Origin of the sequence: Amycolatopsis sp. cg9 (genome assembly GCF_041346945.1) — a bacterium.
Lineage (GTDB): Bacteria > Actinomycetota > Actinomycetes > Mycobacteriales > Pseudonocardiaceae > Amycolatopsis.
The window spans coordinates 9,407,414-9,431,858 of record NZ_CP166850.1 but is presented as its reverse complement, the minus strand read 5'-3'; the positions used below and the strand labels follow the sequence as shown (position 1 = coordinate 9,431,858).

Sequence of the window (24,445 nt, the reverse complement as noted above, 5' to 3'; positions counted from 1 at the left end):
CCTACGGGTCAGCCCTGGCTGGTCTTGACCGACAGGGAATCGATGCTCATCTCGGCACCCGGCGTGATGTCGGCGGACGGGCTCGTGCAGCCGCAGACCTTGTTCGGGTACGAGCCGCCGATGGCGACGTCGAAGATGACGAAGAACCCGTGGTCGACGGCGGCCTTCCAGGTCTCGGCGGACACCTGGTTCTGCTTCACCGCGAACGTCTGCGTGCCGTCGAGGGAGAAGCGCAGCTCCTCGGCGTTCGCGTCGCGGCGGTCCACGACGACGGAGTAGGTGTGGTAGCCGTCCTGGCAGCCGGGGCAGTCCTGCAGGTCGCTGGTGATGCCGTCCGGGTCGTGGCACTCGCCCTGCCACTGTCCACAGTGGAACGTCGTGGAGTGCTTGCTCAGCGCGTTGACGTCCTCCATGATGTCGAGCTCGCCGATGCTCGGCCAGTTCGTCGCGCCGACCGGGCGGGCGTCCGCGCCCATCGCCCAGAACGCGGGCCAGTACCCGAGGCCGCCGGCGGGGGAGGGCTGCTTGAGCGTCGCGCTGATCTCCAGCTGCCCGCCCGCGGGGGCGGCGAAGTCGGTGCGCTGGGTTTCGATCCGGCCGGACGTCCAGTTCCCGGCGGCGTCGCGCAGCGGCTTGATCGCCAGGTGCCCCTGGCCGTCGTGGTAGACGTTGGCGGTGGAGTCCGTCGCGGTCTCGAGTTCGCCGGTGCCCCAGTTCGCCGCGCCGCCCGGGTAGCCGGTTCCCTTGTCGTAGAGCCAGTTCTGGGTGTCCAGCCCGGTGCCCGCGGTGCCGTCGAAGTCGTCCTGGAAGACGGTGGTCCAGGTTTCCTCGGCGTGCGCCGGAGCGGCCGAGGCGAGGAATGACAACGTTGCCAGCACGGCGGTGAGCCGCTTGACGGTGCACATGGGATCTCGCTTCCTGAGGGGAACGGGGCCGTCCACGACCTGCGAGGCCGTCCACTGTCGCCGCCGGTCCGCGACCGCGTCAAGGGGTGTGCCCGGAAGTACCCGGCACCCGGTACCCGTGGGCACACCCGGGCAGGGTCGCGTTTGGAATTCGCGGTGGCCGGGCACCGCGCGGGCCCGGTGAAACGGTGGTCTGGACCTTCTTTCGCAGGGTTGCCAGGTAACGAAACCGGAGTCATAGTTTGTTTACGTCCACAACGAATCCTGCGCACCGCCCTCGGACGTCCTTTATGGACTCCGCCGTCTCCTCAACGTGGAGGACACCATGATCTCCCGGCGCTCGTTCCTCGGCCTCTCGGCGGCGACGCTCGCCACGGCCACGGTGCTGCCCCTCGCGCGGCCGGCCAACGCCGCGACGCCCGACACCTTCGGCCTCAAGCTGGTCAACAACTCCGGCTCCGGCACGGTGTACGCCTACGTCACCGGCACCACCCCGGACGGCAAACTGGTGCTGCTGCACGCCGACGGTACGCCGTACTACCCGGCGTCGCCGTCCGCGCCGACGACCCCGCTGCCCGAAGACTGCGCGATCCCGATCGGCTCGGGCGCCCAGGTGAGGGTGCCGAAGATGGGTGGCGCGCGCATCTACGTCGTCACGGACGCGAAGCTGGACTTCTTCCTCGACCCGGGCCCGAACCTGGTCCACCCGAGCTTCCTCAACTCCGGTGATGCGAACTACGGCAAGAACTGGTCGTTCAGCGAGTTCACCTTCAACGACACGCAGCTGTTCGCCAACATCAGCTACGTCGACTTCGTGGGCATCCCGATGGGACTGTCGCTGACCACGACCGGGTCCGGCACCTCGACGGTCCAGGGGTTGCCCTCGGGCGCGGTGGATCAGATCGCCTCGTCGCTGACGGCGCTGGGCGGTGAGTGGCCGAACCTGGTCCAGACCGGCGGTGGTGGCACCCTGCGCGTGCTGTCGCCGCACCACCACGCGGCGCAGTTCGGTGGCTACCTCGACGGCTACATCGACCAGGTGTGGGCGAAGTACGAGGGCACGGACCTGGTCGTCGACTCGCAGAACCCGGGCGTCGGCAAGTTCACCGGCCGCGTCTCGGGCGGCCAGCTGGTCTTCGGCTCGGAATCCTTCGCCAAGCCGGCCACGGCGGACGTGTGGAGCTGCGACAGCGGCCCGTTCGCACTGGCCGCGGGGGCGAGCGACGCGCGCAAGGCCATCGTGCCCCGCTTGGCGGCGGCCCTGAACCGCACGACGTTGCTGGCCAACCCGAACCAGCCGACCGACGAGGACCCGGCTCGCTTCTACGCAGGGGAGGCGACCAATCACTACGCGCGCATCGTCCACTCGAAACTCCCGGACAACCGGGGTTACGCGTTCCCCTACGACGACGTGAGCCCCGGCCCGGACTTCAGCGGCGCGGTCTTCGCGGGCGACCCGGACGTGCTGACGATCACAGTGGGTGCCACGCATGGCTGAGGCAGTGCGAAAACTGTCGGTGGTGGCGGCTAGCCTCACTGCATGAACACGGACGACGCGACGGTCCCGGCGCACCAGCTGACCAAGGGCCAATGGTTCTGGCACGAGCCGGCGCCGGGACTCCCCGCGTGGCAACTGCAGGTGACATCGGCGGAGCTGCTCGAGGATTCCGTCGAGATCTTCACGACGGACGAAGAGCGCGAACTGGTTTCGTACCCGAGGAACCGGCTGGTCCGGCTCGCCGGGGCGGCTTGAGAGGGGCTTTTGGGGGTTTGTGGGTGGAGGACCGCTACCGGGGCTGGGGTGGGCTCCGGGGGTGGGTTCGGGCTGAGCTGCGTTGCGGGTGAGTTGAGCGGTCGCTCGGACGGGTGAGTTGCGGGCGGGCTGGCCTGCGCTGGTGGCCTGCACCGGTGGGGGTACGAGCTGGTGGGCTGGCCTGCGCCGGTGGGCGTGCGAGCTGGTGGGCTGGCCTGCGCCGGTGGGCGTGCGAGCTGGTGGGCTGGCTTTCCGGCTCGCCGTGCTGCCACTGGGTGCGCGTTGGGTAGCCGCGCTTTGCGCTGGCCGCACCGGTAGGCGCGCGAGTTGGTGGTCCGGCGTTCGGCTGGCCTTGCCGGTGGGTTTGCGTTGTGCCGTGCCGTGCCGAGCCGAGCCGAGCCGAGCTGCCCATCGGCGTTCGCGGGCCGCATCGTCGCGCTGAGCCTTCGTGCAGGGTGTGGCCGGTCGCCGTCCTCGTCCAGGCACAAGCTCCCCGGCCCGCCTCGGTCGTGGGGCTTTCCCCGTACCTCGGCGAGCCGGCGATGAGCGCTGGTCTTGCTCGGGTTCAGCTTGCGTCGCGCAGTGAAACCGGGCGCCACGTCATGCGGACCGTTGTTCCGGTCTCGCTCGTCTCGATGTCGGACTGGTCCGTCACCTTGTCGATCAGCACCAGCCCGCGGCCGCCGGATGTGCGCAGGCCCGCGGTGCGCGGGCGGGTTGCCGGGATTCCGCAACCCGTGTCGGTGACCGTCACCGTCACCGTGTCGCCGGTGCGGGTGGCCTGGAGGCGGGCCCAGCCGTGGCCGCTCGGGTAGGCGTGGGCCGCCACGTTCGCCAGGGCCTCGTACGTGGCCAGCGTGATGTCGTGCGTGCTTTCCGGGTCGAGCGGGAGCTCGCCCAGCCAGCGGGTCAGCTTGCGGCGCAAGTCGGCCATCTCGTTCGGCAGGGCCGGCGCCAGTTCTTCGAACGTCGAGGCGACCACGGCTCCGGTGCTGCTGCGCGCCGGGGCCGTGGTCCCGGCTTGGTCGGCGTCGGTGCTCTCGCCCGTATCGACGCCAGTGTCCGGGGTATGTCGATACACGATCCGCTCCCATCGTCAGCCGCTGTTCCCCCGTTTCGGCGGGCTTCCCTTCTGAGCTACCCACCGCGACCGCGTCTTACCCGTTGTGCTTTGTGAAATGTCTCGCTACAGTGGAGGCGCTCCTCGCGGATGCCGGCCCCACGGCCGCCCGGAGGAAGCTCCCGGATCCAGGCCGATCAGCCTCTTTCCACGTTCCCCGGCCCGCGCCGTTCCGTGCGCGGGCCCAGCACCTCATCAGGAGAAACCCATGCCTTTTCACGGAATCCTCGACCTGTCCGGAAAAACCCCGTTCGTCCGCCGTGGCCGCGGCCGGGCGCCCGACGACGTCGCGGTCCCGCTTTCGTTGGTGCGCAAGCACAAGCTGCGCGCCGGCGACGAAATCACCGGTACCGCCGACGAAATCATCAGCGTCGACGGCGCCGGCCCGGACGAGCCGCGTCCGCACTTCGCCGACCTCGTCCCGCTGCACCCGGATCAGCGGCTGCTGCTCGAAACCACGCCGTCGCGGTTGCTGCCGCGCGTGATCGACCTCGTCACCCCGCTCGGCAAGGGGCAGCGCGCGCTCGTCGTTTCGCCGCCCAAAGCCGGGAAAACCACGGTGCTGCAGGAGATCGGCCACGGCATCGCGACCAACCACCCGGACTGCCGGCTGCTCGTGCTGCTCGCCGACGAACGCCCGGAGGAAGTCACCGAGCTGACCCGGAGCGTGCGCGGCGAAGTGATCGCGTCCACTTTCGACCGGCCACCCGCCGAACACGTCGCGGTCGCGGAACTCACCGTCGAGCGCGCGAAACGTCTTGTGGAGCGCGGCGAAGACGTCGTGCTGCTGCTCGACTCCCTCACCCGCCTCGGCCGCGCGTACAACCTTTCGGCCCGCCCCTCCGGCCGCACGCTGTCCGGTGGCGTCGACGCGGCCGCGTTGCTGCCGATGAAGCGCATCCTCGGCGCCGCCCGCAACGTCGAAGGCGGCGGCTCCCTCACGATCGTCGCGACGGCCCTGGTGGAAACCGGTTCGCTGGCCGACACGGTGTTCTTCGAGGAGCTGAAGAGCACCGGCAACGCCGAACTCAAGCTCGACCGCAAGGCCGCCGAACGCCGGGTTTTCCCGGCGGTCGACATCCCGGGGTCCGGCACCCGGCGCGAAGAACTCCTCGTCACCTCCGGCGAACTCGCCGCGATGCACGAAGTCCGCCGGGCGCTCTCGGGCCCGCACGCGATCGAGCAGCTGCTCGACCAGCTCCGCAAGACGGGCTCCAACGCCGAGTTCCTGCTCCGCGTGATGGGCGCGGCGACGCCCAAAGCGGCCTGACGGCTCAGCTTCCGCGCCGCCCTCGGCAATTCACCCGCCGCGGACCGTGAACCCCCTCACCGAGGTGGCTGATAAGGCGTGGCACGCGGGTAGGACGGCCGTTCGGGCCCGCGGTTGAGGGCCGCGACGAGGAAGCCGAACCCGACCACGGTCACGACGAGCGCCGCGGCCCCGGGCGCGGCAACCCACCACCCGATCCCGGCGGCGGCCACGAGCCACGCCACGACGAGAGTGCGCTTCGCGGTGAGGGGATACGGCTTCGGCAGTTCCCGGACCGCCGCCCCGCCGAGCACGAGCAGCCCGGCCAGTGCGACGAGCAGCACGATGACGTACACGGGGATGTCCTCCTTCGGGGAGCCGGGCATCTCGCCGGAGAATTACCCGCGACCGAGGGACGGCATGCCGTGTCGTCGCGCACACGAAGCCGGAGCGGGCGGGCCGATCGCCGGTGCGCGAAACTCAGCTGCCGCGGCCCGTGGTCTGTTGCAGCGCGTCGATCCGCGCCGAAGCCTCCGCCTTCGTCAGGTTCTCCGGAACCTCTTCACCCGCCTCCTGGGCCAGCGTCTGCAGGTACGACTTCTGCGGCCCGGTCATCGGCTCGTCGCCCGTCGTCCAGTCGCTCGGGTCCTTCTCCGGGTTGGGCTCGACCTGATCCGTCATGACTCCTCCTGTTCGAACACTTGTTCGTCTTGGTTCGACTCTAGCGCGGGGGTCCGACAATCGCCGCTCACGGGGCGGCCGGCGGGGTGGTCGGGGGACCGGCTTCGTGACCCGCTCGGCCGTGGGTCCGGCGGTCGGCCTTCATCCGCTGTTCGTGCAGGTGGCGACGGCCTCCGGTGAGCGATTCCAGCAGGGCGCGCTCGAGGTCCCGGCACGCCTGGTAGTACCCGTCGTCGTACTCCTCGACGACCTGGAAAGTCCACCGATCGGGTAACACGTTGAGCCCGATCAGCTCCGTGGAGATCCGCCGTGCCCAGTCCGCGTGGCCCGCCTTCTCAAGCTGCTCCACGGCTTCGCCGAGGGCGAGGTCCGCGCTGCCCGTCAGCTGGTGGAACGAGTAGAGGTGCCCGCGGGCGCGCTCGATCGTCTCGAGCGCCTCGGTGACCTTGCCGACGGCTTCGACGGTGGCGGCGTCAGGGTTCTCGACCATGACGCGAAAGTGCCCCGTTCCGGGATTTCTACACCTCCCGGAACGGGGCACCCGCCGAAACTCAGGCCGTCGGCCGCGTGGCTCCCGCGTACTGGCTCATCAGCGGCGAGATCTTGACGACGTCGCCGCTCGTCGGGGCGTGGACCATCTTGCCGTCGCCGATGTACATCCCGATGTGGGACACCGGGGAGTAGTACGCGACCAGGTCGCCCGGCTGCAGCTGGCTGCGCGACACCGGCGTGCCGAAGCCCGCCTGGGCCGAGGACGTCCGGGGCAGGCTGATCCCGGCCTGCTTGTACGCCCACTGCATCAGGCCGGAGCAGTCGAACGTGCCCGGTCCGGTGGCGCCCCAGACGTAGGCGCTGCCGAGCTTGCTCAGCGCCGCGTTGACGGCGGTCTGCGCCGCCGCGGTCGGCGCCTTGACGTTGGGGGCCGCGCCGCCGGTGTCCTTCTGCGCCGCCTTGTCGGCGGTGCTGAGGTTCCGGCTCTGCGCCTCGATCTGGTCGAGCTGCGCCTGCAGGTTCTTCTTCTTGCCCTCGATGTCCGACGCCAGCTTGGCGGCGGCGTCACGGGCGTCCTGGGCGCGCTTCGCCGCGTCCGTCGCCGCCTTCTCGGCCGCCGTGGCCTTGTCGGCCGCGACGCTGAGGTTGTCCATCGCGGCGTTCTTGTCGGTCGCGATGACCTCGAGCGCCGCCGAGCGGTCCAGGAAGTCCTGGGTGGACGTGCCGGCCAGCAGTGCCGACAGCTTGTTCATCTGGGCGCCGCTGGTGAACGACGCGCCGGCGAACTTGTCCACCTGCGTCTGGTACTTCTGCTTCGCCTCGATCGCCTGGGCGCCGGCGTCCTTCGCGGCGGTGACGTCGGCGTTGGCCTTGTCGAGCTGGCCCTGCTTGGCGGTCAGGTCGTCCTGGGCCTTGAGCAGGTCCTCGTTGAGCTTCTCGGCCTGTCCCGCGAGTTCGCGGTACTTGGCCAGCGCGTCCGAACCCGCGGGCGGGGCCTGGAGGACGGGGATCGGGGCGGCGGTGGCCGGGGGCTGGGCCATGGTGACGACGGTGATCACCGAAGCCGCGGCGAGGGCACCTGACACCACGCGCTTTACGGGATGCGTACGCATTCTCGCGCGGGTCTCCTTTGCTGTTCGGCCGCCGTCGGGTCCGGACGGGCGAGTCGGGGGCCTCGCCCGGGCGCGCTCCACCGCAACAGGAAGAGCGCGCTGGGGGTGTCCGTACCCGGCAGGGGGTATCGGCGGCGATCTCGCGTCGCCGTCCATCGACGACCGGGGGCCGCGAGATCTCGAACAGGTTACGAAAGGAACACGGCAACGTCCAGAGGGGGTCCCCCGAAACTCTGCGTGACAATGAGAAACACGGCTGGACCAGTGGTGATGTAACCGGGTGTGACTGGGATTACATGTCGTCACCGCGATTCAGTACCCTACCCCCCAACCGTATAAGCGGAGGTTTGTACGTCCCTTGTATCCGGTGGAGTGATCCTCCTGGCCGAAGAGAATCCGACCAGTGGAGGACAGGGATGTTCACGAAGGCCGCCGTGTTGACGGCGCTCACCGCCGCGGCGTTCGCCGTGGCCGCACCGGCTCAGGCCGAGACCGCGGTCACGACGGCGCTGCCCACGGCGAACATGGAGGCCGTGCTCAAGGCGGCCCAGATCGACCCGCGCCGGGCCGACGACACCCAGACGCCGGGCGCGCACGACAGCGTCCTGCTCGTCGAGCAGGCGCTGCAGGCGAAGGGGCTCCTGGCGAGCACCTACGTCGACGGCTACTTCGGCACCACCACGATCACGGCGTACTCCCAGTACCAGAAGTCGCTGGGCTACACCGGGATCGACGCTTCCGGCCTGCCGGGCAAGACGTCGCTGGAGAAGCTGGGGGAAGGCCGGTACACGGTCACCAGCCCGGTCTCGGCGGGCAGCCACGTCACCTACCACGGCGTCACGCTCAACACCCGCACCAAGGCGATGCTCGTGGCCGCCGAAGGCCTCTTCGGTTCCTCGGTCAGCCTGACGCAGGGCTCGTACAACCCGGGCGGCGTCGACGCTTCGGCCGGGACGCACGACGGCGGCGGCGCGATGGACATCTCGGTGTCCAACCTGTCGTCGACGAGCCGGACGAACCTGCTGAAGGCGCTGCGCAAGGTCGGGTTCGCGGCCTGGCTGCGCACCCCGGACCAGGGCTTCGCCTACCACATCCACGCGATGGCGATCTCCGACCCGGACCTGTCGTCGGGTGCCCAGCACCAGACCGGCGACTACTACCTGGGCATGAACGGCCTCGCCGGCCGCGGCGCGGACGACGGCCCGTCGGTCACCAAGGTGACGTGGGAGGAGTACCAGCGCGGCTGACCCCGGGCGCCCGGTCGTGGTGGCACGGCCGGGCGCACCGGTGGTTTGATCGGGAGGACCAACTACGGGGGTGTTCCGATGGCGGGCAAAGCATTCCGGTTCGGCGTGGTCGCGGCGGCGGGGGAGGGCGGCGCGAAGTGGCGCGAGACCGCCCTGCGCGCCGAGGCGCTCGGCTACTCGACGCTGCTCTCGCCGGACAACCTCAACCTGCCGACGCCGACCGCGTCGCTCGCGGCCGCCGCCGCGGTGACCACGGACCTGCGCGTCGGCTCGTTCGTCCTGGCCGGCCCGCTGCGCACCGCGCGGGCGGCGGCCTGGGAGGCGCACAGCCTGACCGCCGTCACCGACGGCCGGTTCGAACTCGGCCTCGGCACCGGCCTCCCGTCGATGCGGCAGCAGGCCGAGGAGCTGGGCCTGCCCTACGGCTCGGGCCAGGAGCGCCTCGACTCGATTTCCGAGACCGTCGACCACGTCCGGCGGCTCGACGGCGACGTGCACACGCCGGTGATGATCGCCGCGGGCGGTCCCAAGGCGCGGGTGCTCGCCGCGAAGAAAGCCGACATCGTCACCCTCGCCGGCGGCCCGCTGACCACCCGCGAAGAGACGACCGGCCAGATAGCGGAAGTCCGCGCGACGGCCGGGGAGCGTGACCTCGAGTTCGCGATGAACATCTGGGTGGTCGGCGACGAGGTACCGCCGTGGATCCGCGGCTTCATCGGGGTCGACGCCGAAACGCTGATCGCGCACGACTCGCTCGCCATGGTCCGCGGCAGCGCCGACGCGATGGCCGAGGAGCTCGAGCGGCGTCGCGACGAACTCGGCGTCTCCTACTTCAGCGTCAACGGGGCCTTCATCGAGCAGTTCGCGCCGCTGGTGGCGCGGCTGGCGGGGAAGTGAGCGCCGCGGGGTCGGTGTTGGCCCCGCAGAGCAGGACGGCGACCCGCTCGCCCGGCGCCGGCCGGTAGGCGCCGGTGCGCAGGGCGGCGTACGCCGTCGCCCCGCCGGGTTCGACGGCCAGGCGGTAGCGGTCCCACAGCGCCGCGCGGGCGTCGAGGATCGCGGCGTCCTCGACCAGCACCGAGCCGACGCCCGTGCGGGTGGCGACGGCGAACGCGATGTCGCCGAGCCGCGAAGCGCCCAAGGAGTCGGCGGCGACCCCGGAGACCTCGACGGGGACCGGTTCGCCCGCGGCCAGCGCAGCGTTCAGCGTCGGGGCCGTCCGCGGTTCGACGCCGACCACCCGCGCCCGGCTCTCGACCGCGGCGGCGATGCCCGCCAGCAGCCCGCCGCCGCCGACCGCCACCAGGATCGTGTCCAGCCCGTCGACGTCGGCCAGCAGCTCCAGGCCGATCGTCCCCTGCCCCGCGCAGATCTCCGGCTGGTCGTAGGCGTGGCAGAAGAGCGCGCCGGAGTCCGCCGCGTGCTTCACGGCGGCGTCGTAGGCGTCGGCGTACTTGGCGCCGACCAGTTCGACGGCCGCGCCCAGCGCCCCCAGCTTCGCCACCTTCACCGCGGGGGCGTTCGCCGGGACGAAGACCCGGGCGGCCAGGCCGAATTCGCGGGCGGCGTGGGCGACGGCGAGCCCGGCGTTGCCGCCCGAAGCGGCCACCACTCCGGCCGCCGAGAGCTCACCCGCCGCGATGATCCGGTTGAAGGCGCCGCGGGCCTTGAACGACCCGGTGTGCTGCAGCTGCTCCAGCTTGAACCACACGCCCTCGTCGGCGAGGACCGGCGTCCGGCGTACCCGGCCCCGGATCCGCTCGGCCGCCAGCTCGACATCCGCAGTGCTGATCACGGGTCCAGCATGCGCGCCGGCCGGCCGTAAGCACCAGCGACGTCTCCTATGCTGGCGTTAGCGGAGCTGATGGCTGGAGGTCGCGGTGCTCGACGCCCATCGCCTGGCCGTGCTGGCCGAGGTCGCGCACGCGGGCTCGATCGCCCGGGCCGCCGAGCGGCTCTCCTTCACGCCGTCGGCCGTTTCGCAGCAGCTGGCCAAGCTCGAGCGCGACGTGGGTGCCCGCCTGCTGGACCGGCACGCCCGCGGCGTCACCCTGACCCCGGTCGGGCAGGCGCTGCTCGGGCACGCGGAGACGATCGTCGGCGAGCTGCGCACCGCCGAGCGGACGGTCCGCGCGCTGCTCGACGAGGAGCCCGCGCAGCTCACCGTCGGCACGTTCGCGAGCGCGGGCATGACGCTCGTGCCCGCCGCACTCGCCGACTTCCGCCGCGACCACCCCGCGGTGGCGCTGCGGCTGCTGGACCTGGAGCCGCCCGACGGCTACGGCCTGGTCAGCTCGCGCGACCTCGACCTGCTGATCACCCACCGCTACCCCGGGGCGCCGCTGCCCGACCCCCGCGGGCTCACGCGGACGCTGCTGCGTTCGGAGCGCTTCCGCCTGATCCTCCCGGCGGGCCACCCGAAAGCGCGGGCCCGCCGGCTCACCCTGGACGCGCTCGCCGGGGAGGACTGGATTTCCGGCAGCCCGGGCGTGCCCAACCGCGGCTGCCTGGAGCAGCTGGCCGACGCCGCCGGGGTCGCGCTGCGGGTGGCCTACGAAACCCGGGACTACCAGGTCGTCCTGGCGCTGGTGGAGGCCGGGCTCGGCATCGCGTTCGTGCCGGAGGGCGTGCTCGCCCGGGTGGGGCCGGCGCGGATCGAGGTGCGCGACGCGGCGGACGCGCGGCCGGTCCGCGAGATCTTCCTGGTGCACCACCGGCGGCCCGGTCCGCTGGTGACCGGGATGGTGGCGCTGCTCAGCCGCTGACCGCGTCCCGAGGTTCGTCGACCGCGCGACGGTGAGTGGAACGTCTTGAATGAGTCACTCAGGTCTTCGGAGGTCCTGAATGACTCATTCAAGACCTCGTCCCGGCTCCGGCGGCCCGGGCGTCAGGCAACTTGCGACGCTCAGCCGCTAACCGCGTCCGGCGGGCTCGAAGCGCGCGGAGGCCGCCCGGAGCGCGTCCAGGCACGCGCGCACCGCGCCGCGGTCCTCCTCGCCGGCCCGGCAGATCGCGAAGATCGTCCGGTCCAGCGCCGGGCGCGTGGCCAGGATGCGGACGCCGTCGGGCAGCCGGTCGCGGGCGAGGCGGGGCACGAGCGCCGCGCCGATGTTGCCCGCCACCAGGGCCAGCTGCGTCGGGTAGCTGCCGACCGTGCAGCTGATCCGGGGCTCCAGCCGCTGCTCGCGCAGCACCTGGGTCAGCCACTCGTGGCAGCCGGACCCGGCGCTCCAGGCGATCCACGGCACGTCGTCCAGCTCGGCCAGGTCGACGGCCTTGCGGTGGGCCAGCCGGTGCCCGGCGGGCAGTGCGAGGTCGGCGACGTCGGCGAACAGCGGGATGCCGGTCGCCGACGGCGGGATCTCGGTCGGGCGGTCGGCCCAGCTCTCCACCACGGCGACGTCGAGGTCGCCGGACACCACCCGGGGGATCGTCTGCTCGGCTTCGCCTTCGTTCAGCGTCACCACCAGCCGCGGGTGCTGCGCGGAGAGCGTGGCCAGCGCGGGCGGCAGCAGCGCGTGCACCGTCGTGGGGATCGCGCCGACCCGCAGCGGCCCGATGACGTCCTCGCGCAGCAGTTCCAGGTCCGCCTTCGCCTCGGCGACCTGCGCGAGGATCCGTTCGGCGTGCCCGGCGAGCACCTGGCCGGCCTTCGTCAGCCGGACGCCCCGGCCGTTGGGCTCCAGCAGCGTCTGGCCGGCCTCCCGCTCCAGCTTCGCCAGCTGCTGCGACACCCCCGACGGCGTGACGTGCAACGTGGCGGCCGCCGCAGCCACCGAGCCCTGGGTCGCGACCGCGTGCAGCGCGCGCATCCGCTCGAGTCCGAACACAGTACAGATGCTACCGAATTCCGCGAAGGAACATTCGCTTGTCCTTGACAGTTGTGGCCCGCACGCTGGAGGGGTGACCACGACCGCGCCCCGCCCCACGACGATCGCCCCGCCGTTCACCAGCCGGTTCGACCCGCGGCTGCTGGCCGCGCTCGGCAGTTTCTGCATCTCGCTGTCGTCGGTCTTCATCAAGGTCTCGCACACCAGCGGCAGCACGAGCGCGTTCTGGCGCTGCCTGCTGGCCCTGCCGGTGCTGCTCGTGCTCGCCGCGCGGGAGCGGCGGAAGGCCGGATCGGCGCACCGCCGCGTGCTCCTCCCGCTGCTGGCCGGCGCCGGGCTCGGCCTCGACTTCGTGCTGTGGGGCGAGGCCATCCCGCGGGTCGGCGCCGGCATCGCCACCGTGCTGCTGGCCGTCCAGGTGATCATCGTGCCGGTCCTGGCGCTCGTCTTCCTGCGCGAACGACCGTCGAAGCGCTTCCTCGTCGTGGCGCCGGTGATGCTGGCCGGCGTGGTGCTGGCCGGCGGGTTCGCCGGCACCGGCTCGTTCGGCCCGGACCCGGTCACCGGCGCTGTCGCCGCGCTGCTGGCCGGCGCGGGCTACGCGGTCTACCTGTTCCTGATCCGGCTCAGCGGCGGCACGGGCACCCAAGCGCAATCCCTCGCACTGGCGACGATTTCGGCGGGCGCGGTGGCCCTCGCGGCCGGCGTCCCGACCGGCACGCTCGACCTGACGCCGCCCCCGGCGGCGTTCGGCTGGCTGGTCGCGCTCGCCGTCGTCGGCCAGCTGATCGGGTGGATCCTGATCTCCGCCGCACTGCCCCGGATGACGGCCACCGCCGGTGCGACGCTGATGCTGCTGCAGCCGGTCGGCGCGGTGCTCCTGGGCATCTGCCTGCTGGGGGAGGCGCCGGGCCTGCTGCAGCTGATCGGCTGCGCGGGCGTGGTCGCGGCCGTGTGCTTCGCCGGCGCCGGGCGATCTGCGCGCGAGCGACGTCCCGGCTAACGTCGCGGGCATGCGGGTACTGGTAGCCGGTGCGTCCGGCTTCGTCGGCAGCCGGTTGTGCCCGGCGCTGGAAGCGGCCGGGCACGAGGTGCTCGCGATGACCCGCCACCCCGCGAAGTACCGCGGTGCCGGGGAAGCCGTGCGCGGCGACGTCGCCGACGTGGGTTCCCTGCGGGACGCGCTCAAAGGTGTCGAAGCCGCCTACTACCTGGTGCATTCACTCGACAGCGCGGACTTCAAGCGCCGGGACGCCGACGCCGCCCGCGCGTTCGCCCGCGCCGCGGCCGACGCGGGGGTCCGCCGGATCGTCTACCTCGGCGGGCTGGGTGACGACGACGACACGCTGTCGGAGCACCTGGCCAGCCGCCGCGAGGTCGAACTGCTGCTGGGGGAGACCGGCGTGCCGGTCACCGTGCTGCGCGCCGGGATCGTGGTCGGCCACGGCGGGACGTCGTGGGAGCTGACCCGCCAGCTGGTCGAGCACCTGCCGGCGATGATCACCCCGCGCTGGGTCGGCACGCGCACCCAGCCGATCGCGATCGCCGACGTCGTGCGCTACCTGGCCGGCGTCCTCGACCACCCGGAAGCCGAAGGGAAGACCTTCGAAATCGGCGGCCCCGAAGTCCTGGCCTACCGGGACATGCTGCAGCGCGTCGCCGCGATCGAAGGCCGGCCGCTGCTGATCCTGCCGGTGCCGCTGCTCTCCCCGCGCCTGTCGTCGTACTGGCTGTCGCTCGTCACCGACATCGACGTCACGACCGGACGGGCGCTGATCGACTCGATGACCAACGAGGTGGTCGTGCGCGACGACGCGATCCGCCGGATCGTCGAGTTCGAGCCGCTGGGCTACGACGAGGCCGTGCTGCAAGCGCTGGGCGAGCGGGCGAAGAGCAGGCGGACCGCGTGAGGCGGGCGTTCCTGGCCGCCGTCACGGCCGCCGGGTCCGGGTTGCTCGGGGCGTCGCTGGCCAGCAGTTCCGGTTCGCGCCGGTTCCACACGCTGACGGCGTCGGTCGCGGCGACCTGGTTCGCCGGGGCGGGCCGGGTGCCGCGCGGCCGCCCGGACGTCGTCCAGCCCCTGGTGGTGGGGGCGGGCGCGTTCGGCGTGTTCTACGGCTTCGCGCTGGTGGCCCGGCACATCCCGCCGCTGCGCCGCGCGATCACCGGCGTGCTCGACCACGCCCACCGCGGTTCGACGCCGTCGGTGGCGGTGACGACGCTGGTCACCGGCGCGGCCGAGGAAGTCTTCTTCCGCGGCGCGCTTTACGACGCCTTCGGGGCGCGCGGCGCGACCGCGGCGTACGTCCTGTCGACCACGGCGACGCGGAATCCCGCGCTGGTCCTGGCCTCGGCGGTGATGGGGACGCTCTTCGCCGTGCAGCGCCACCACGCGGGCGGCGTGCAGGCCCCGGTGCTGACCCACGTGGCCTGGTCGGCGCTGATGCTCGCGGTCATGCCGCGGCTGTTCCCGCCCGAGGACTAGACCACCGTTGTCCGGAACGCGCCGCGACCGGACAGAATCCTTCGGGATCCGGCGGGGTGTTCTTATGCTGGAACGAACCCCGGTGCGTGGAGAGGGATGTCGATGCGGACATTGCTCGTGCTGCTGCTCGTGTTCGGTTCCCTGACCCCGATCCCCGCCACCGCGGCCACGACGGCCGCCGCGGTGTGCGTCACCTCGTGCGACACCCTCGACCCGTCGCGGGCCGCGCGGGAGAGCTTTCCCTTGCCGGACAAGGTGATCAACGGGCGCGTGCTGCGGCTGCACGCCGCCGACCCGGACGGCATGGCCTGGGCGAGCATCGACAACGGCGTCGCCGGTGACGCCGTCTGGCTCGACCGGTCCTGGGACGGCGGCGCCACCTGGGAAGGCTTGCTGGGCAAGGCGAGCGTCCCCGGCTCGTGGACCGGCACCCGCACCCTGATGTACAACCTCACCGACCCGGCGCACCACCGCCGCGGCCTGGTCCGCGCCTGCGGGGACGCGCAAGGCGTCGGCTGCACGGCCTGGATCTACCCGGACGTCTGCGACAGCGCGTGCGACCGGAGCGCCCCGGCCGCCGGGGACAGCCAGCCGGTCGCGCCGACGACGTTGTTCGGCCGCACGATCCGGCTCCACTTCGACGGCCGGGGCATGGCGTGGGCCGGCATCGAAGCGGGCGGCGCCGGCGACGAGATCTGGCTCGACCGCTCGTGGGACGCCGGCGCGAGCTGGCCGGACGGCTCGTCGCTGGGCCGCACGAGCACCCCCGCGGGCGCGGCCGGCACGCACACCACGGCCTTCGCCACGCGCGATCCCCGCGGCCGGCTCTACGGCGGCGCGGTCCGGGCGTGCGGCCGGGAAGCCTCGCACGCCCAAGGCAGCTGTACGGCCTGGGCGCGCCCGGCGACGACCCGCGCGGCCGGCGCGCTCGACGCGCTGATGTGGTCCTACGAGCCGTACACCGCGTGGTGGCCGTCGAGCTGGTGGAACTCCGCGGTCGCCGTCACGGCGGTGGCCGACGCCGGCGGGTTCGACACCGCGCTGGCGCGCACCTTCGACGTCAACCGGGTCGCTTTCCCCGCCGGGGCACGGAGTTCCGACCCGATCGACGGGCACTTCGTCAGCCGGGCGATCGACGACAGCGCGTGGTGGGGCCTGGCCTGGCTCGCCGTCTACGACCGCACCCACGACTCGCGGTACATCACCGAGGCGACGACGATCGCGAACTACGTCCAGGGGTTCTGGGACACCGGCACCTGCGGCGGCGGGGTGTGGTGGGACCGCGAGCGGACGTACAAGAACGCCGTCACCGCGGGGTTGTACCTGCGGCTGACCGCGGCCCTGCACCTGCGGATCGCCGGGGACACCGTGTGGGGGCAGCGGGCGAGGACGGCGGGCGACTGGTACCTGGGCAGCGGCCTGGTCAACGCGTCCGGGCTGGTGAACGACGGCCTGACGGCGTCCTGCGCCAACAACGGGCAGACGGTCTGGACGTACAACCAGGGTCTCGGGATCGGCGGGCTGCTGGAGCTGTGGCGCGGCACCGGCGTCCAGTCCTATTTGGACGCGGCGAAGCGGCTCGCGGACGCGGCGATGGCCCGGCTCACGGCGGGTGGCGTGCTCGTCGAGTCCTGCGAGGCGGGGTCCTGCGACGACAACCAGAAGCAGTTCAAGGGCATCTTCATGCGCTACTTCGGCGACCTCGCCGCGGCGACGGGTTCGGCGGCCTACCGCGCGTTCGCGCAGAAGCAGGCGGACGCGCTGTGGGCGGGCGACCGGGACCCGCTGAACCGGATCGGGCTGCGCTGGACCGGGGCCACGCCGAACGCGGCCGACTGGCGCACGCAGGCGTCCGGGCTGGAAGCGGTGCTGGCGGCGGGGTAGGCCCGCACGCCAGAATGAGTGGCGTGCGGATCCTCCTGCTCGCGGCCGTAGCCGTGCTCGCCACCGGGTGCTCGGCCGAGGTCGCCGGGCACGCCGTGCCCGCCGGCTTCGTCGTCAAGGACGGGACGGTGCTGCGGTTCCGGCCGGTCCTGCTCGAGGCGCCGCCGGGACCCGCGGCCGGTCCGGCGGGCGAGCGGCAGAGCACCGATTCCGCCGCCCAGCAGGCCGCCGTGCAGGGCTTCGACTGCGCCCAGGGCAAGCCGGATCCCCTGGACGGCCGGGACGATCCGGCGTTGCCGCTGGTCAGCTGCGACCGCGCGCAGGGCACGAAGTACGTCCTCGGCCCGGGCTTCCTCAGCGGCGCGGACGTGAGCTGGGTGGACGCCGCCGTCGATCCGCGGACGGGCAGCTCGATGATCAACCTCAGCTTCACCGCCAAGGGTGCGAAGACCTGGGCCGAGTGGACCGGGCAGAACGTCGGCAAGCAGGTCGCGATGGTGCTCAAGAGCCGTGTCCTGACCGCGCCGATCGTCCAGTCCGCCATCAGCGGCGGGGAAACGCAGATCAGCGGGAAGTTCACGCTGCCGGAAGCCCGGCAGCTGGCGAAGGACATCGCCGGCGGCTGACGCTTCAGCAGGTCGTGATGTTCTCGGTGCAGGCCTGCGTCTCGGACTTGTTCGTCGCCTGGTGCAGCAGTTCGTAGAGCTGTTCGCGCTGGTCGTCGCTCAGTGCGCTGAACACCTCGTCCTCGACCGCGGCGAGCGCGAATTCGGCCCGGACCAGCAGCTTCACGCCGACGTCGGTGAGCTCGACGACGTGCCGGCGCCGGTCGACGGGGGAGCGGCGCCGCTCGATCAGGTTCTCGGCTTCGAGGTCGTTGAGCAGCCCGACGACGTTCGTGCTGTCCATCTCCAGGGTCTTCGCCAGGTCCTGCTGCGAGCTGCCGCCCAGGTCGCGCAGGACGGTCAGGGCGATCAGGTGGCGCGGCCGCAGCCCGAGGGGCTTCAGCACCGAATCGCTGCGGGTCTGCAGCCGCCGCGTCAGCTGGCCGAGCAGCGCACCGCACCGGTGGGGTGGCTGGTTCACGACCGGCAGCGACGTCATCTGCCCAGTATATGGGCGACCCGACGGTCGATGTGCTATTAATGGTTTGTCTTACACCAACGATCTATGGGCGGCTAACGACATGGCGCATCTCCTCCACATCGACTCGAGCATTCAGGGCGAGCGCTCGGTGAGCCGCCGGCTCAGCGCGCGGGCCGCGGCGGCGTGGCGCTCGGCGCACCCGGACGGCACCGTCACCTACCGCGACCTGGGCGCGCACCCGCTGCCCCACATCGACTCCGCGAGCGGCCTGGCCGGCATGGTGCCGCCGGACCAGCACACGCCCGAGCAGGCGGCCGCGTGGGCGCGGACCGCCGAACTGGTCGGCGAGATCAAGGCGGCCGACACCGTGCTGCTGGGCCTGCCGCTGTACAACTTCGGCGCGCCGAGCAGCGTCAAGACCTGGGTCGACCACCTGATCGCACCCGGCCTCTCGGTCGACCACGAAACGCAGACCGGCCTGCTCGGCGGCCGCGAGTTCATCGTGCTGGCGTCCCGCGGCGGCGGCTACGGCGAGGGCACGCCCCGCGAAGGCTGGGACCACGCCGAGCAGTGGCTCCCGCACGGCGTCTCGCTGACCGGCCTGGAGCCGCGCTTCATCACGGCGGAGCTGACGCTGGCCCACGTCAACCCGGCGATGGCGGAGCTCATCCCGCTGGCCGACGCGAGCCTGGCGACGGCGGAGCGCACCATCGACGAGCTCTGGCTCCCGGCCCGCGTCTGACCCGCCCAAGCGCCCCAATGTGGCGTTGGTTGCGTCTGACGCACCGAACGCCACATTGGGTGCGCTGGATGCACCGAACGCCACATTGGGGCGCTTCACCTGGGGACCCGACGGCGGCGGCGCCGGACGCGGGCGGTACCGTGCCGCCGCGGGCGGGTTGGCATGTTGCGGCCCTGGAGCGGCCGCACCTGGGTGAGGAAGGTCAGGTTTGAGCGCGCACACCTCCCAGATGGACGACATCCGGCTCGTCGCGCAGCCCAGCGCGCTGCCGGTCACCGAGCTGTTCGTCCGCCTGATTCTCACCGACTGGTCCCTGCGGCCCATGCTGGAGCAGGCGACCGCGGCCGCCAGACGGCTGGTCGAGGCCGTGATCGAGGCCGGGAACCCGAAGGCGCCGCCCTTCGTGACGCTGCGGCTGCGGCTGAGCGCCGAGGTGCTGCTGGTCGAGGTCGACGACGACGTCCCCGGGCTGCCGGAGCCGAAGGCCGGGCCCGGCGAACGCGTGGGCGTCGAACACGGCGTCGGCGGGGCCCGCACGACCTGGTGCGAGCTGGCGCTGCCCGGCGGGATGAACGCGCGGCAGGTGCGCCTCCCGCGGCGGCAGGACCGCCGCACCCTGGTCGACGAGCCCGTCTCCGGCGATCCGGTGGCCGCGGACCCGCAGGTGCTGGAGCGCCTGCTGACCCGGCTGAGCGGCTGGTCCGCCGACGGCTGACGTGCGCGCCCGGCCCGTCCTCGTCGTCCTCTACGACGGCGTCCGGCTGCTCGACGTCTCGGGCCCGCTGGAGGTCTTCGCCGAGGCCAACGCGCACGGCGGCCGCTACCGGCTCTCGACGGCGTCACCCGGCGGCACCGATGTCCGCACCAACACCGGCACGCGGCTGGGGGCCGACCTCGACCTCGCGGCGGCGGATCCGCGCGGGGCGACCGTGCTGGTGCCCGGCGGTCCCGAATGGGCCCGGACGATCGCCGACGCCGGGCTCGTCGCCCAGATCCGCCGGCTCGCCGACGGCGCGGCCCGGACGGCGTCGGTGTGCGCGGGCGCCTTCGCGCTCGCCGCGGCCGGCGTCCTCGACGGCCGGCGCGCCACCACGCACTGGGACCTCACCGACCAGCTCGCCCGGCGCTTCCCGCGCGTCCGCGTCGACGGCGACGCGATCTTCGTCAAGGACGGCCCGGTCATCACCTCGGCCGGCGTCACGTCGGGTATCGACCTGGCACTGGCGCTGGTCGAAGAGGACCTCGGCGCCGAGGTGGCCCGCCTGGTCGCCAAGCACCTCGTCGTCTTCCTGCAACGCCCGGGCGGCCAGTCGCAGTTCAGCGTCCGCCTGAAGACCGGCCGCCCGCGCACGGAGCTGCTGCGCGGGGTCCTCGACGCCGTCGCGGCCGACCCGGCGGCCCCGCACACCCTCGGCGACCTGGCCGCCCGCGCCGGCGTCAGCACCCGGCACCTGACCCGCCTGTTCCGCGAAGAGCTCGGCCGCACCCCGGCGCGGTTCGTCGAGCAGGTCCGGCTGGAGTCCGCGCAGCAGCAGCTGGAGCGCACGACCGACCCGCTGGACGTGGTGGCGCGGCGGGCGGGCTTCGGCACCGCGGAGACCCTCCGGCGCGCCTTCGTCCGGGGTCTCGGCGTCACGCCGAGCGACTACCGGGCCCGGTTCCGGACCACGGGCATCGGCTGAACGCTTCCGGCCGCGCGTCCGTGCATCAAGCAGGGGAGTGCGTGGACTGGAGGAGGCTGCCGCCGTGCGCATCGTGATCGCGGAGGACGACGCCCTGTTGCGGGAGGGGCTCGTGCTGCTCCTGCGCAGCGAGGGCTTCGAGGTGGTCGAGGCCGTCGACCACCCGGGTGACCTGGTGGCGTCGGTCGTGGCGGCGGCGCCGGACCTGGCCGTCGTCGACGTCCGCCTGCCGCCGACGTTCACCGACGAAGGGCTCCGCGCCGCCCTCGAAGCGCGGCGCCGGGTGCCGGGGCTCGCGATCCTCGCGCTGTCCGCGTTCGTCGAAGACGGCTACGCGGGCGACCTCCTGGCCGCCGGTGGTGGCGGCGCCGGGTACCTGCTCAAGGAGCGCGTCGGCAAGCCCGACGAGTTCCTCGACGCCCTCCGGCGCGTCGCCGCCGGCGGCACGGTGCTGGACCGGGACGTCGTGGCGGTCCAGCTGGCACGGCGGCGTCCCGGCGATCCGGTGGCGGCGTTGACCGACCGCGAGTGCGAGGTCGTCGCGCTGCTGGCCGAGGGGCACTCGGTGCCGACCATCGGGCGGCTGCTCGGCATCGGCACCGACGCCGCCCGGCAGCACGCCGGGGACGTCAGCGCGAAGCTGCGCGTCCCCGGCCAGGCCACCGCGATGCTCAGCTACTTACGAGCGTGAGCAGCTCCGCCTGCTTCTCCCGGTACCGCGCCACGTTGGCCAGCTTGACGTCTTCGTAGCCCCGCACCAGGTCGGGCAGCTCGGCCAGCGCGAGCACCCGGGCCCGGTCCACGTCGGACGCGCGGAACGCGGTCAGGATCGTGCCGCGGTAGTCCTCGACCAGCTCGCGCTCCACCCGCCGCACCTCGGCGCGGCCGAACGGGTCGAGCCGCGTGCCGCGCAGCTTGCGCAGTGCGTGCAGCAGCCGGAACCCCGGGCGGAACCACGGGCCGAGGCTGATCTTGCGCTTCATGCCGAGGGCCCGCAGCACCGGCGGGTGCAGCCGGTAGGCGTACGTCGTGCCTTCGCCGAACTGCTCCGCGAGGCCGTCGGTGAACGCCGGGTCGAGCGACAGCCGGGCGACCTCGTACTCGTCCTTGTACGCCATCAGCTTGTACAGGTGCTTCGCGACGGCCTCGGTGATCTCCGTCGGCCCGTCCTCCAGCACCCGCACCCGCTCGACGAACTCGGCGTACGCGCGGGCGTACCGCTTGTCCTGGTAGGCGACCAGGTCCGGGATCCGGACGTCCAGCAGCCGCGCCAGCTCGGAGCCGGGCTCGGCGTGCACCAGCTTGCGTGCGGACGGCTGCGCGACCGGGCGCGCCGGCGCCGGGGCCGTCGTGAGCGCCTCGGGCTCGGCCACGAGCTGACGGCCGCGGCGGAACGCCTGCAGGTTCGCCTGCACCGCGGTGCCGTTCAGTTCGATCGCGCGCTCGATCACCGACGCCGGCAGCGGGATCGCGCCGGTCTGGTAGGCGGCGCCCAGCTGGAGCACGTTGGCGAACTGGTCGTCGTCGAAGAGCTCCTCGGCCAGGCCGCGGGCGTCGAGCGAAACCGTCCGCGCGGCCGCGGCCTCCAGCGGCGCGAGGACGCTGCCGGGGGCCGGGAAGGACACCGTCGTGTCGACGACCATCCGCCCGGTCGGGACCTCGGTGGTCGACACGACGGCGGTCGTCCGCGCGGCGTCCGCCACGGCGAGGTTCGTCGCGTCCGCCCCGACGAGCGCGTCGCACGCCAGGTACAGGTCGCACTCGCCGGCGGCGAGCTTCGGTGCCTGCTCGACCGGCTCCGCCGTCACCTTGAGGTCGGAGACGACGGCGCCGCCCTTCTGCGCCAGCCCGGTCTGGTCGAGCGTGCGGACGTGCCGCCCGTCGAGCACCGCCGCCGTCGCGAGGATCTGCGTCACGGTGACCACGCCGGTACCGCCGATGCCGGTGATCCGCACGGTGAAGTCCGTGCCCGCCATCGGAGGCGCGGGAACGGCGCCGGCGGCCAGTTCGGTCAGCTTGCGCCGCTGCTTCTTCCCGGTCGGTACCACGGTGACGAACGACGGGCAGTCCCCGGCCAGGCAGGAGTAGTCGACGTTGCACGAGGACTGGTGGATCGCGGTCTTGCGGCCGAACTCGGTCGCCACCGGCTGCACGGACAGGCAGTTCGACTTCGTCCCGCAGTCGCCGCAGCCTTCGCAGACGCGCTCGTTGATGACCACGCGGGTCGTCGGCGTGGTCTGCTTGCCGCGGCGGCGCTTCCGGCGCTTCTCGGCCGCGCACTCCTGCTCGTGGATCAGCACGGTGACGCCCTTGACGGCGGCGAGTTCTTCTTGCGTGGCCAGGAGTTCCGTGCGGTCGCGCACCTCGACGCCGGCGGGGAGCTTGCGGCGCCGCAGCTTCGCGGGCGCGTCGCTGGTGATCACGACCCGCTTCGCGCCTTCGACGAGGAGCAGCTCGGCGACCTTCTCGACCGGCAGCCCGCCGACCGCGTCCTGGCCGCCGGTCATCGCCACGGCGGAGTTGTAGAGCAGCTTGTAGGTGATGTTGACGCCGGCCGCGACCGCCGCGCGGACCGCGAGGCTGCCGGAGTGGGTGAAGGTGCCGTCGCCGATGTTCTGCACGAAGTGCTCGGCCTCGACGAACGGCGCCATGCCGATCCACTGCGTGCCCTCGCCGCCCATCTGCGTCACGCCGAGGACGGTGCCGACCTGGTCGGGCTCCATGAACAGGGCCATCGTGTGGCAGCCGATGCCGCCGCCGACGAGCGTGCCCTCCGGGACCTTCGTCGACGAGTTGTGCGGGCAGCCCGAGCAGAAGTACGGCGTCCGCGCGAGCAGCGGCACCGAGATGCGCTCGCGGCGGCGGCGGGACTTGAAGGCGTCGACCGACGGGATGCCCCCGGGCAGCCGCCGGGCCAGCCCGGCCGCGACGCCGTCCGGTTCCAGCTCACCGAGTTCGGTGAACAGCGTGCGGCCGTCGCGGTCCTTCTTGCCGGTGACCGCGGGGGCGCCGGGAACGCCGTAGAGGACCTCCTTGAGGGCGGACTCGACGAACGAGCGCTTCTCCTCGACGACGACGATTTCCTCGAGCCCGTCGGCGAATTCGCGGACGATCGACGGCTCCAGCGGGTGGATCGCGCCGAGCTTGAGCACGCGGATCCCGTACTTTTCCAGGGCGCCCGCGTCGAGGCCGAGCGCGCGCAGCGCCTGCTGGAGGTCCAGGTAGGACTTGCCGGCGGAGACGATGCCGATCCGGTCGGCGGGCCCGCGCGCGGTGATGCGGTTGACGCCGCTCGCGCGCAGGTAATCGGTGACCAGCGGGAGCCGGACGGTGAACAGGCTGCGTTCCAGCTCGGCGAGGCTGGTGCCGAGCAGCCGGGACGTCGGGGTGTGCCGGTACGCCCGCTCGATCTCCGGCGCGGTCCACCGCGGACTCACGGTGGCCGTGCCGGACGCGTCGGCGACGTTCGCGACGACCTTCAGCGACGTCCACACGCCGGCCGCGCGGGACAGCTCGACCGCGTGCATGCCGAGGTCGAGGACGTCCTGGGAGTCGGCCGGGTAGAGGATCGGGATCGCCAGGTCGGCGAGGGCGAGCTCGGACGCGCAGGGGACGGTCGAGGACTTCGCGTTCGGGTCGTCGCCGACGAGCGCGACCGCGCCGCCGCGCGGGTCGGTACCGGCCAGGTTGGCGTGGCGGAGGGCGTCGGAGGCCCGGTCGAGGCCGGGGGCCTTGCCGTACCAGAACCCGGTGACCCCGCGCTGCCCGCCGGCGCCCGCGACGAGCTGGCTGCCCATCACCGAGGTCGCGGCCAGCTCCTCGTTGAGCCCGGGCCGGTGCACGACGTCGTGCTTCTCCAGCAGCGTCGAGCGGCGGCCGAGCTCGAGGTCGTACCCGGCCAGCGGGGAGCCCTCGTAGCCCGAGACGAAGACGGCGGGGTCGCCGCCCTGGGCGCGGTCGTGCCGGACGCGGTCGAACAGCAGCCGGACCAGGGCCTGCACCCCGGTCAGGTGCACGGTTCCCGCCTCCCGCAGATAGCGGTCTTCGAGCGTGAACGTCTCCACGGCGCGGCTCCTCTCGATGTGCTTCCGGGCACAGTGCGACGCCGGCCACAGCGACGCAACAGGCGTTGGCGTTCCGGAACCCTATACGCAAACTTCCTTGGCTCTACGCGCCG

General features: G+C 72.5%; 25 protein-coding genes. 15 read left to right on the top strand and 10 right to left on the bottom strand.

The features are described from left to right. Positions 1 to 8 precede the first annotated feature (8 nt). Positions 9 to 905 (bottom strand): glycoside hydrolase family 16 protein, encoded by an 897-nt coding sequence (locus AB5J73_RS43260; RefSeq protein WP_370965139.1) that lies wholly within the window; start codon positions 903 to 905, stop codon positions 9 to 11. 325 nt (positions 906 to 1,230) lie between these two features. On the opposite strand from AB5J73_RS43260, the gene AB5J73_RS43255 reads away from it, so the two are divergent. Both AB5J73_RS43255 and AB5J73_RS43250 read left to right on the top strand, forming a co-directional pair. Further along, complete coding sequence (locus tag AB5J73_RS43255) at positions 1,231 to 2,403, top strand: glycoside hydrolase family 64 protein (protein WP_370965137.1); 1,173 nt, start codon at positions 1,231 to 1,233, stop codon at positions 2,401 to 2,403. Positions 2,404 to 2,445: 42 nt separating this feature from the next. Then, a complete protein-coding gene (locus tag AB5J73_RS43250; RefSeq protein WP_370965135.1) occupies positions 2,446 to 2,658 on the top strand; it encodes a hypothetical protein in 213 nt (70 codons plus the stop codon). 565 nt (positions 2,659 to 3,223) lie between these two features. On the opposite strand, the gene AB5J73_RS43245 is transcribed toward AB5J73_RS43250, so the two are convergent. Beyond that, entirely contained in the window at positions 3,224 to 3,739 is a 516-nt protein-coding gene (locus AB5J73_RS43245; RefSeq protein WP_370965133.1) for an ATP-binding protein, read from the bottom strand. Between the two features lie 247 nt (positions 3,740 to 3,986). Between AB5J73_RS43245 and rho the strand changes: the two genes are divergently transcribed. Further along, positions 3,987 to 5,048, top strand: coding sequence for a transcription termination factor Rho (gene rho / locus AB5J73_RS43240; RefSeq protein WP_370965131.1), 1,062 nt, complete (start codon positions 3,987 to 3,989; stop codon positions 5,046 to 5,048). Between the two features lie 56 nt (positions 5,049 to 5,104). On the opposite strand, the gene AB5J73_RS43235 is transcribed toward rho, so the two are convergent. The 4 genes from AB5J73_RS43235 to AB5J73_RS43220 all read right to left on the bottom strand — a co-directional run bounded on the left by AB5J73_RS43235 (position 5,105) and on the right by AB5J73_RS43220 (position 7,312). Then, positions 5,105 to 5,413 (bottom strand): hypothetical protein, encoded by a 309-nt coding sequence (locus AB5J73_RS43235; protein WP_370965129.1) that lies wholly within the window; start codon positions 5,411 to 5,413, stop codon positions 5,105 to 5,107. 94 nt (positions 5,414 to 5,507) lie between these two features. Next, positions 5,508 to 5,708: a DUF3072 domain-containing protein gene (locus tag AB5J73_RS43230; protein WP_360771644.1), complete on the bottom strand. Its 201-nt coding sequence runs from the start codon at positions 5,706 to 5,708 to the stop codon at positions 5,508 to 5,510. Positions 5,709 to 5,775: 67 nt separating this feature from the next. Then, positions 5,776 to 6,198: a hypothetical protein gene (locus AB5J73_RS43225; RefSeq protein WP_370965127.1), complete on the bottom strand. Its 423-nt coding sequence runs from the start codon at positions 6,196 to 6,198 to the stop codon at positions 5,776 to 5,778. Positions 6,199 to 6,259: 61 nt separating this feature from the next. Then, complete coding sequence (locus tag AB5J73_RS43220) at positions 6,260 to 7,312, bottom strand: NlpC/P60 family protein (protein ID WP_370965125.1); 1,053 nt, start codon at positions 7,310 to 7,312, stop codon at positions 6,260 to 6,262. Positions 7,313 to 7,728: 416 nt separating this feature from the next. On the opposite strand from AB5J73_RS43220, the gene AB5J73_RS43215 reads away from it, so the two are divergent. Both AB5J73_RS43215 and AB5J73_RS43210 read left to right on the top strand, forming a co-directional pair. Beyond that, positions 7,729 to 8,559: a peptidoglycan-binding protein gene (locus AB5J73_RS43215; protein WP_370965123.1), complete on the top strand. Its 831-nt coding sequence runs from the start codon at positions 7,729 to 7,731 to the stop codon at positions 8,557 to 8,559. A 78-nt stretch (positions 8,560 to 8,637) separates the two neighbouring features. Next, positions 8,638 to 9,456: an LLM class flavin-dependent oxidoreductase gene (locus AB5J73_RS43210; RefSeq protein ID WP_370965121.1), complete on the top strand. Its 819-nt coding sequence runs from the start codon at positions 8,638 to 8,640 to the stop codon at positions 9,454 to 9,456. Here the strand turns inward: AB5J73_RS43210 and AB5J73_RS43205 are convergent. Continuing rightward, a complete protein-coding gene (locus AB5J73_RS43205; protein WP_370965119.1) occupies positions 9,410 to 10,354 on the bottom strand; it encodes a threonine/serine dehydratase in 945 nt (314 codons plus the stop codon). The genes AB5J73_RS43210 and AB5J73_RS43205 overlap by 47 nt on opposite strands. An 85-nt stretch (positions 10,355 to 10,439) precedes the next feature. On the opposite strand from AB5J73_RS43205, the gene AB5J73_RS43200 reads away from it, so the two are divergent. Continuing rightward, positions 10,440 to 11,324 carry a LysR family transcriptional regulator gene (locus tag AB5J73_RS43200; protein WP_370965117.1) on the top strand — a complete coding sequence of 295 codons (885 nt, stop codon included), beginning with the start codon at positions 10,440 to 10,442 and terminating at the stop codon, positions 11,322 to 11,324. A 147-nt stretch (positions 11,325 to 11,471) separates the two neighbouring features. Here the strand turns inward: AB5J73_RS43200 and AB5J73_RS43195 are convergent, their stop codons facing one another. Further along, entirely contained in the window at positions 11,472 to 12,389 is a 918-nt protein-coding gene (locus tag AB5J73_RS43195) for a LysR family transcriptional regulator (RefSeq protein WP_370965115.1), read from the bottom strand. 73 nt (positions 12,390 to 12,462) lie between these two features. Here AB5J73_RS43195 and AB5J73_RS43190 point away from each other — a divergent pair, with 73 nt between their 5' ends. The 5 genes from AB5J73_RS43190 to AB5J73_RS43170 all read left to right on the top strand — a co-directional run bounded on the left by AB5J73_RS43190 (position 12,463) and on the right by AB5J73_RS43170 (position 17,384). Continuing rightward, a complete protein-coding gene (locus AB5J73_RS43190) occupies positions 12,463 to 13,392 on the top strand; it encodes a DMT family transporter (protein WP_370965113.1) in 930 nt (309 codons plus the stop codon). A 10-nt stretch (positions 13,393 to 13,402) separates the two neighbouring features. After that, positions 13,403 to 14,299 carry an NAD(P)H-binding protein gene (locus AB5J73_RS43185; RefSeq protein WP_370965111.1) on the top strand — a complete coding sequence of 299 codons (897 nt, stop codon included), beginning with the start codon at positions 13,403 to 13,405 and terminating at the stop codon, positions 14,297 to 14,299. Further along, positions 14,296 to 14,874, top strand: coding sequence for a lysostaphin resistance A-like protein (locus AB5J73_RS43180; protein WP_370965109.1), 579 nt, complete (start codon positions 14,296 to 14,298; stop codon positions 14,872 to 14,874). The genes AB5J73_RS43185 and AB5J73_RS43180 overlap by 4 nt, the downstream gene beginning before the upstream one ends. A gap of 102 nt (positions 14,875 to 14,976) precedes the next feature. Then, on the top strand, positions 14,977 to 16,758 hold the full coding sequence (locus tag AB5J73_RS43175; RefSeq protein ID WP_370965107.1) for a glycoside hydrolase family 76 protein: 1,782 nt from the start codon (positions 14,977 to 14,979) through the stop codon (positions 16,756 to 16,758). A gap of 23 nt (positions 16,759 to 16,781) precedes the next feature. Continuing rightward, positions 16,782 to 17,384: a precorrin-3B C(17)-methyltransferase gene (locus AB5J73_RS43170; protein WP_370965105.1), complete on the top strand. Its 603-nt coding sequence runs from the start codon at positions 16,782 to 16,784 to the stop codon at positions 17,382 to 17,384. Positions 17,385 to 17,388: 4 nt separating this feature from the next. On the opposite strand, the gene AB5J73_RS43165 is transcribed toward AB5J73_RS43170, so the two are convergent. Continuing rightward, positions 17,389 to 17,862 (bottom strand): MarR family winged helix-turn-helix transcriptional regulator, encoded by a 474-nt coding sequence (locus AB5J73_RS43165; protein ID WP_370965103.1) that lies wholly within the window; start codon positions 17,860 to 17,862, stop codon positions 17,389 to 17,391. A gap of 82 nt (positions 17,863 to 17,944) precedes the next feature. On the opposite strand from AB5J73_RS43165, the gene AB5J73_RS43160 reads away from it, so the two are divergent. The 4 genes from AB5J73_RS43160 (at position 17,945) to AB5J73_RS43145 (ending at position 20,959) form a co-directional block, all read left to right on the top strand. Next, positions 17,945 to 18,586, top strand: a complete 642-nt coding sequence (locus AB5J73_RS43160) for an FMN-dependent NADH-azoreductase (protein ID WP_370965101.1) — start codon at positions 17,945 to 17,947, stop codon at positions 18,584 to 18,586. 208 nt (positions 18,587 to 18,794) lie between these two features. Then, positions 18,795 to 19,301, top strand: coding sequence for an ATP-binding protein (locus AB5J73_RS43155; protein ID WP_370965099.1), 507 nt, complete (start codon positions 18,795 to 18,797; stop codon positions 19,299 to 19,301). A gap of 1 nt (position 19,302) precedes the next feature. Then, entirely contained in the window at positions 19,303 to 20,268 is a 966-nt protein-coding gene (locus AB5J73_RS43150; RefSeq protein ID WP_370965097.1) for a GlxA family transcriptional regulator, read from the top strand. 64 nt (positions 20,269 to 20,332) lie between these two features. Further along, positions 20,333 to 20,959, top strand: coding sequence for a response regulator (locus AB5J73_RS43145; RefSeq protein ID WP_370965095.1), 627 nt, complete (start codon positions 20,333 to 20,335; stop codon positions 20,957 to 20,959). Here AB5J73_RS43145 and AB5J73_RS43140 read toward each other — a convergent pair. Next, entirely contained in the window at positions 20,940 to 24,332 is a 3,393-nt protein-coding gene (locus AB5J73_RS43140) for an indolepyruvate ferredoxin oxidoreductase family protein (protein ID WP_370965093.1), read from the bottom strand. The genes AB5J73_RS43145 and AB5J73_RS43140 overlap by 20 nt on opposite strands. Positions 24,333 to 24,445: the final 113 nt, after the last annotated feature.

What these genes read in the sequence shown, in the direction of transcription:
- AB5J73_RS43260 (WP_370965139.1), bottom strand. Translation starts at nt 905, where the DNA reads ATGTGCACCGTCAAGCGGCTCACCGCCGTGCTGGCAACGTTGTCATTC.
- AB5J73_RS43255 (WP_370965137.1), top strand. Translation starts at nt 1,231, where the DNA reads ATGATCTCCCGGCGCTCGTTCCTCGGCCTCTCGGCGGCGACGCTCGCC.
- AB5J73_RS43250 (WP_370965135.1), top strand. Translation starts at nt 2,446, where the DNA reads ATGAACACGGACGACGCGACGGTCCCGGCGCACCAGCTGACCAAGGGC.
- rho (WP_370965131.1), top strand. Translation starts at nt 3,987, where the DNA reads ATGCCTTTTCACGGAATCCTCGACCTGTCCGGAAAAACCCCGTTCGTC.
- AB5J73_RS43235 (WP_370965129.1), bottom strand. Translation starts at nt 5,413, where the DNA reads ATGCCCGGCTCCCCGAAGGAGGACATCCCCGTGTACGTCATCGTGCTG.
- AB5J73_RS43230 (WP_360771644.1), bottom strand. Translation starts at nt 5,708, where the DNA reads ATGACGGATCAGGTCGAGCCCAACCCGGAGAAGGACCCGAGCGACTGG.
- AB5J73_RS43225 (WP_370965127.1), bottom strand. Translation starts at nt 6,198, where the DNA reads ATGGTCGAGAACCCTGACGCCGCCACCGTCGAAGCCGTCGGCAAGGTC.
- AB5J73_RS43220 (WP_370965125.1), bottom strand. Translation starts at nt 7,312, where the DNA reads ATGCGTACGCATCCCGTAAAGCGCGTGGTGTCAGGTGCCCTCGCCGCG.
- AB5J73_RS43215 (WP_370965123.1), top strand. Translation starts at nt 7,729, where the DNA reads ATGTTCACGAAGGCCGCCGTGTTGACGGCGCTCACCGCCGCGGCGTTC.
- AB5J73_RS43210 (WP_370965121.1), top strand. Translation starts at nt 8,638, where the DNA reads ATGGCGGGCAAAGCATTCCGGTTCGGCGTGGTCGCGGCGGCGGGGGAG.
- AB5J73_RS43185 (WP_370965111.1), top strand. Translation starts at nt 13,403, where the DNA reads ATGCGGGTACTGGTAGCCGGTGCGTCCGGCTTCGTCGGCAGCCGGTTG.
- AB5J73_RS43175 (WP_370965107.1), top strand. Translation starts at nt 14,977, where the DNA reads ATGCGGACATTGCTCGTGCTGCTGCTCGTGTTCGGTTCCCTGACCCCG.
- AB5J73_RS43165 (WP_370965103.1), bottom strand. Translation starts at nt 17,862, where the DNA reads ATGACGTCGCTGCCGGTCGTGAACCAGCCACCCCACCGGTGCGGTGCG.
- AB5J73_RS43160 (WP_370965101.1), top strand. Translation starts at nt 17,945, where the DNA reads ATGGCGCATCTCCTCCACATCGACTCGAGCATTCAGGGCGAGCGCTCG.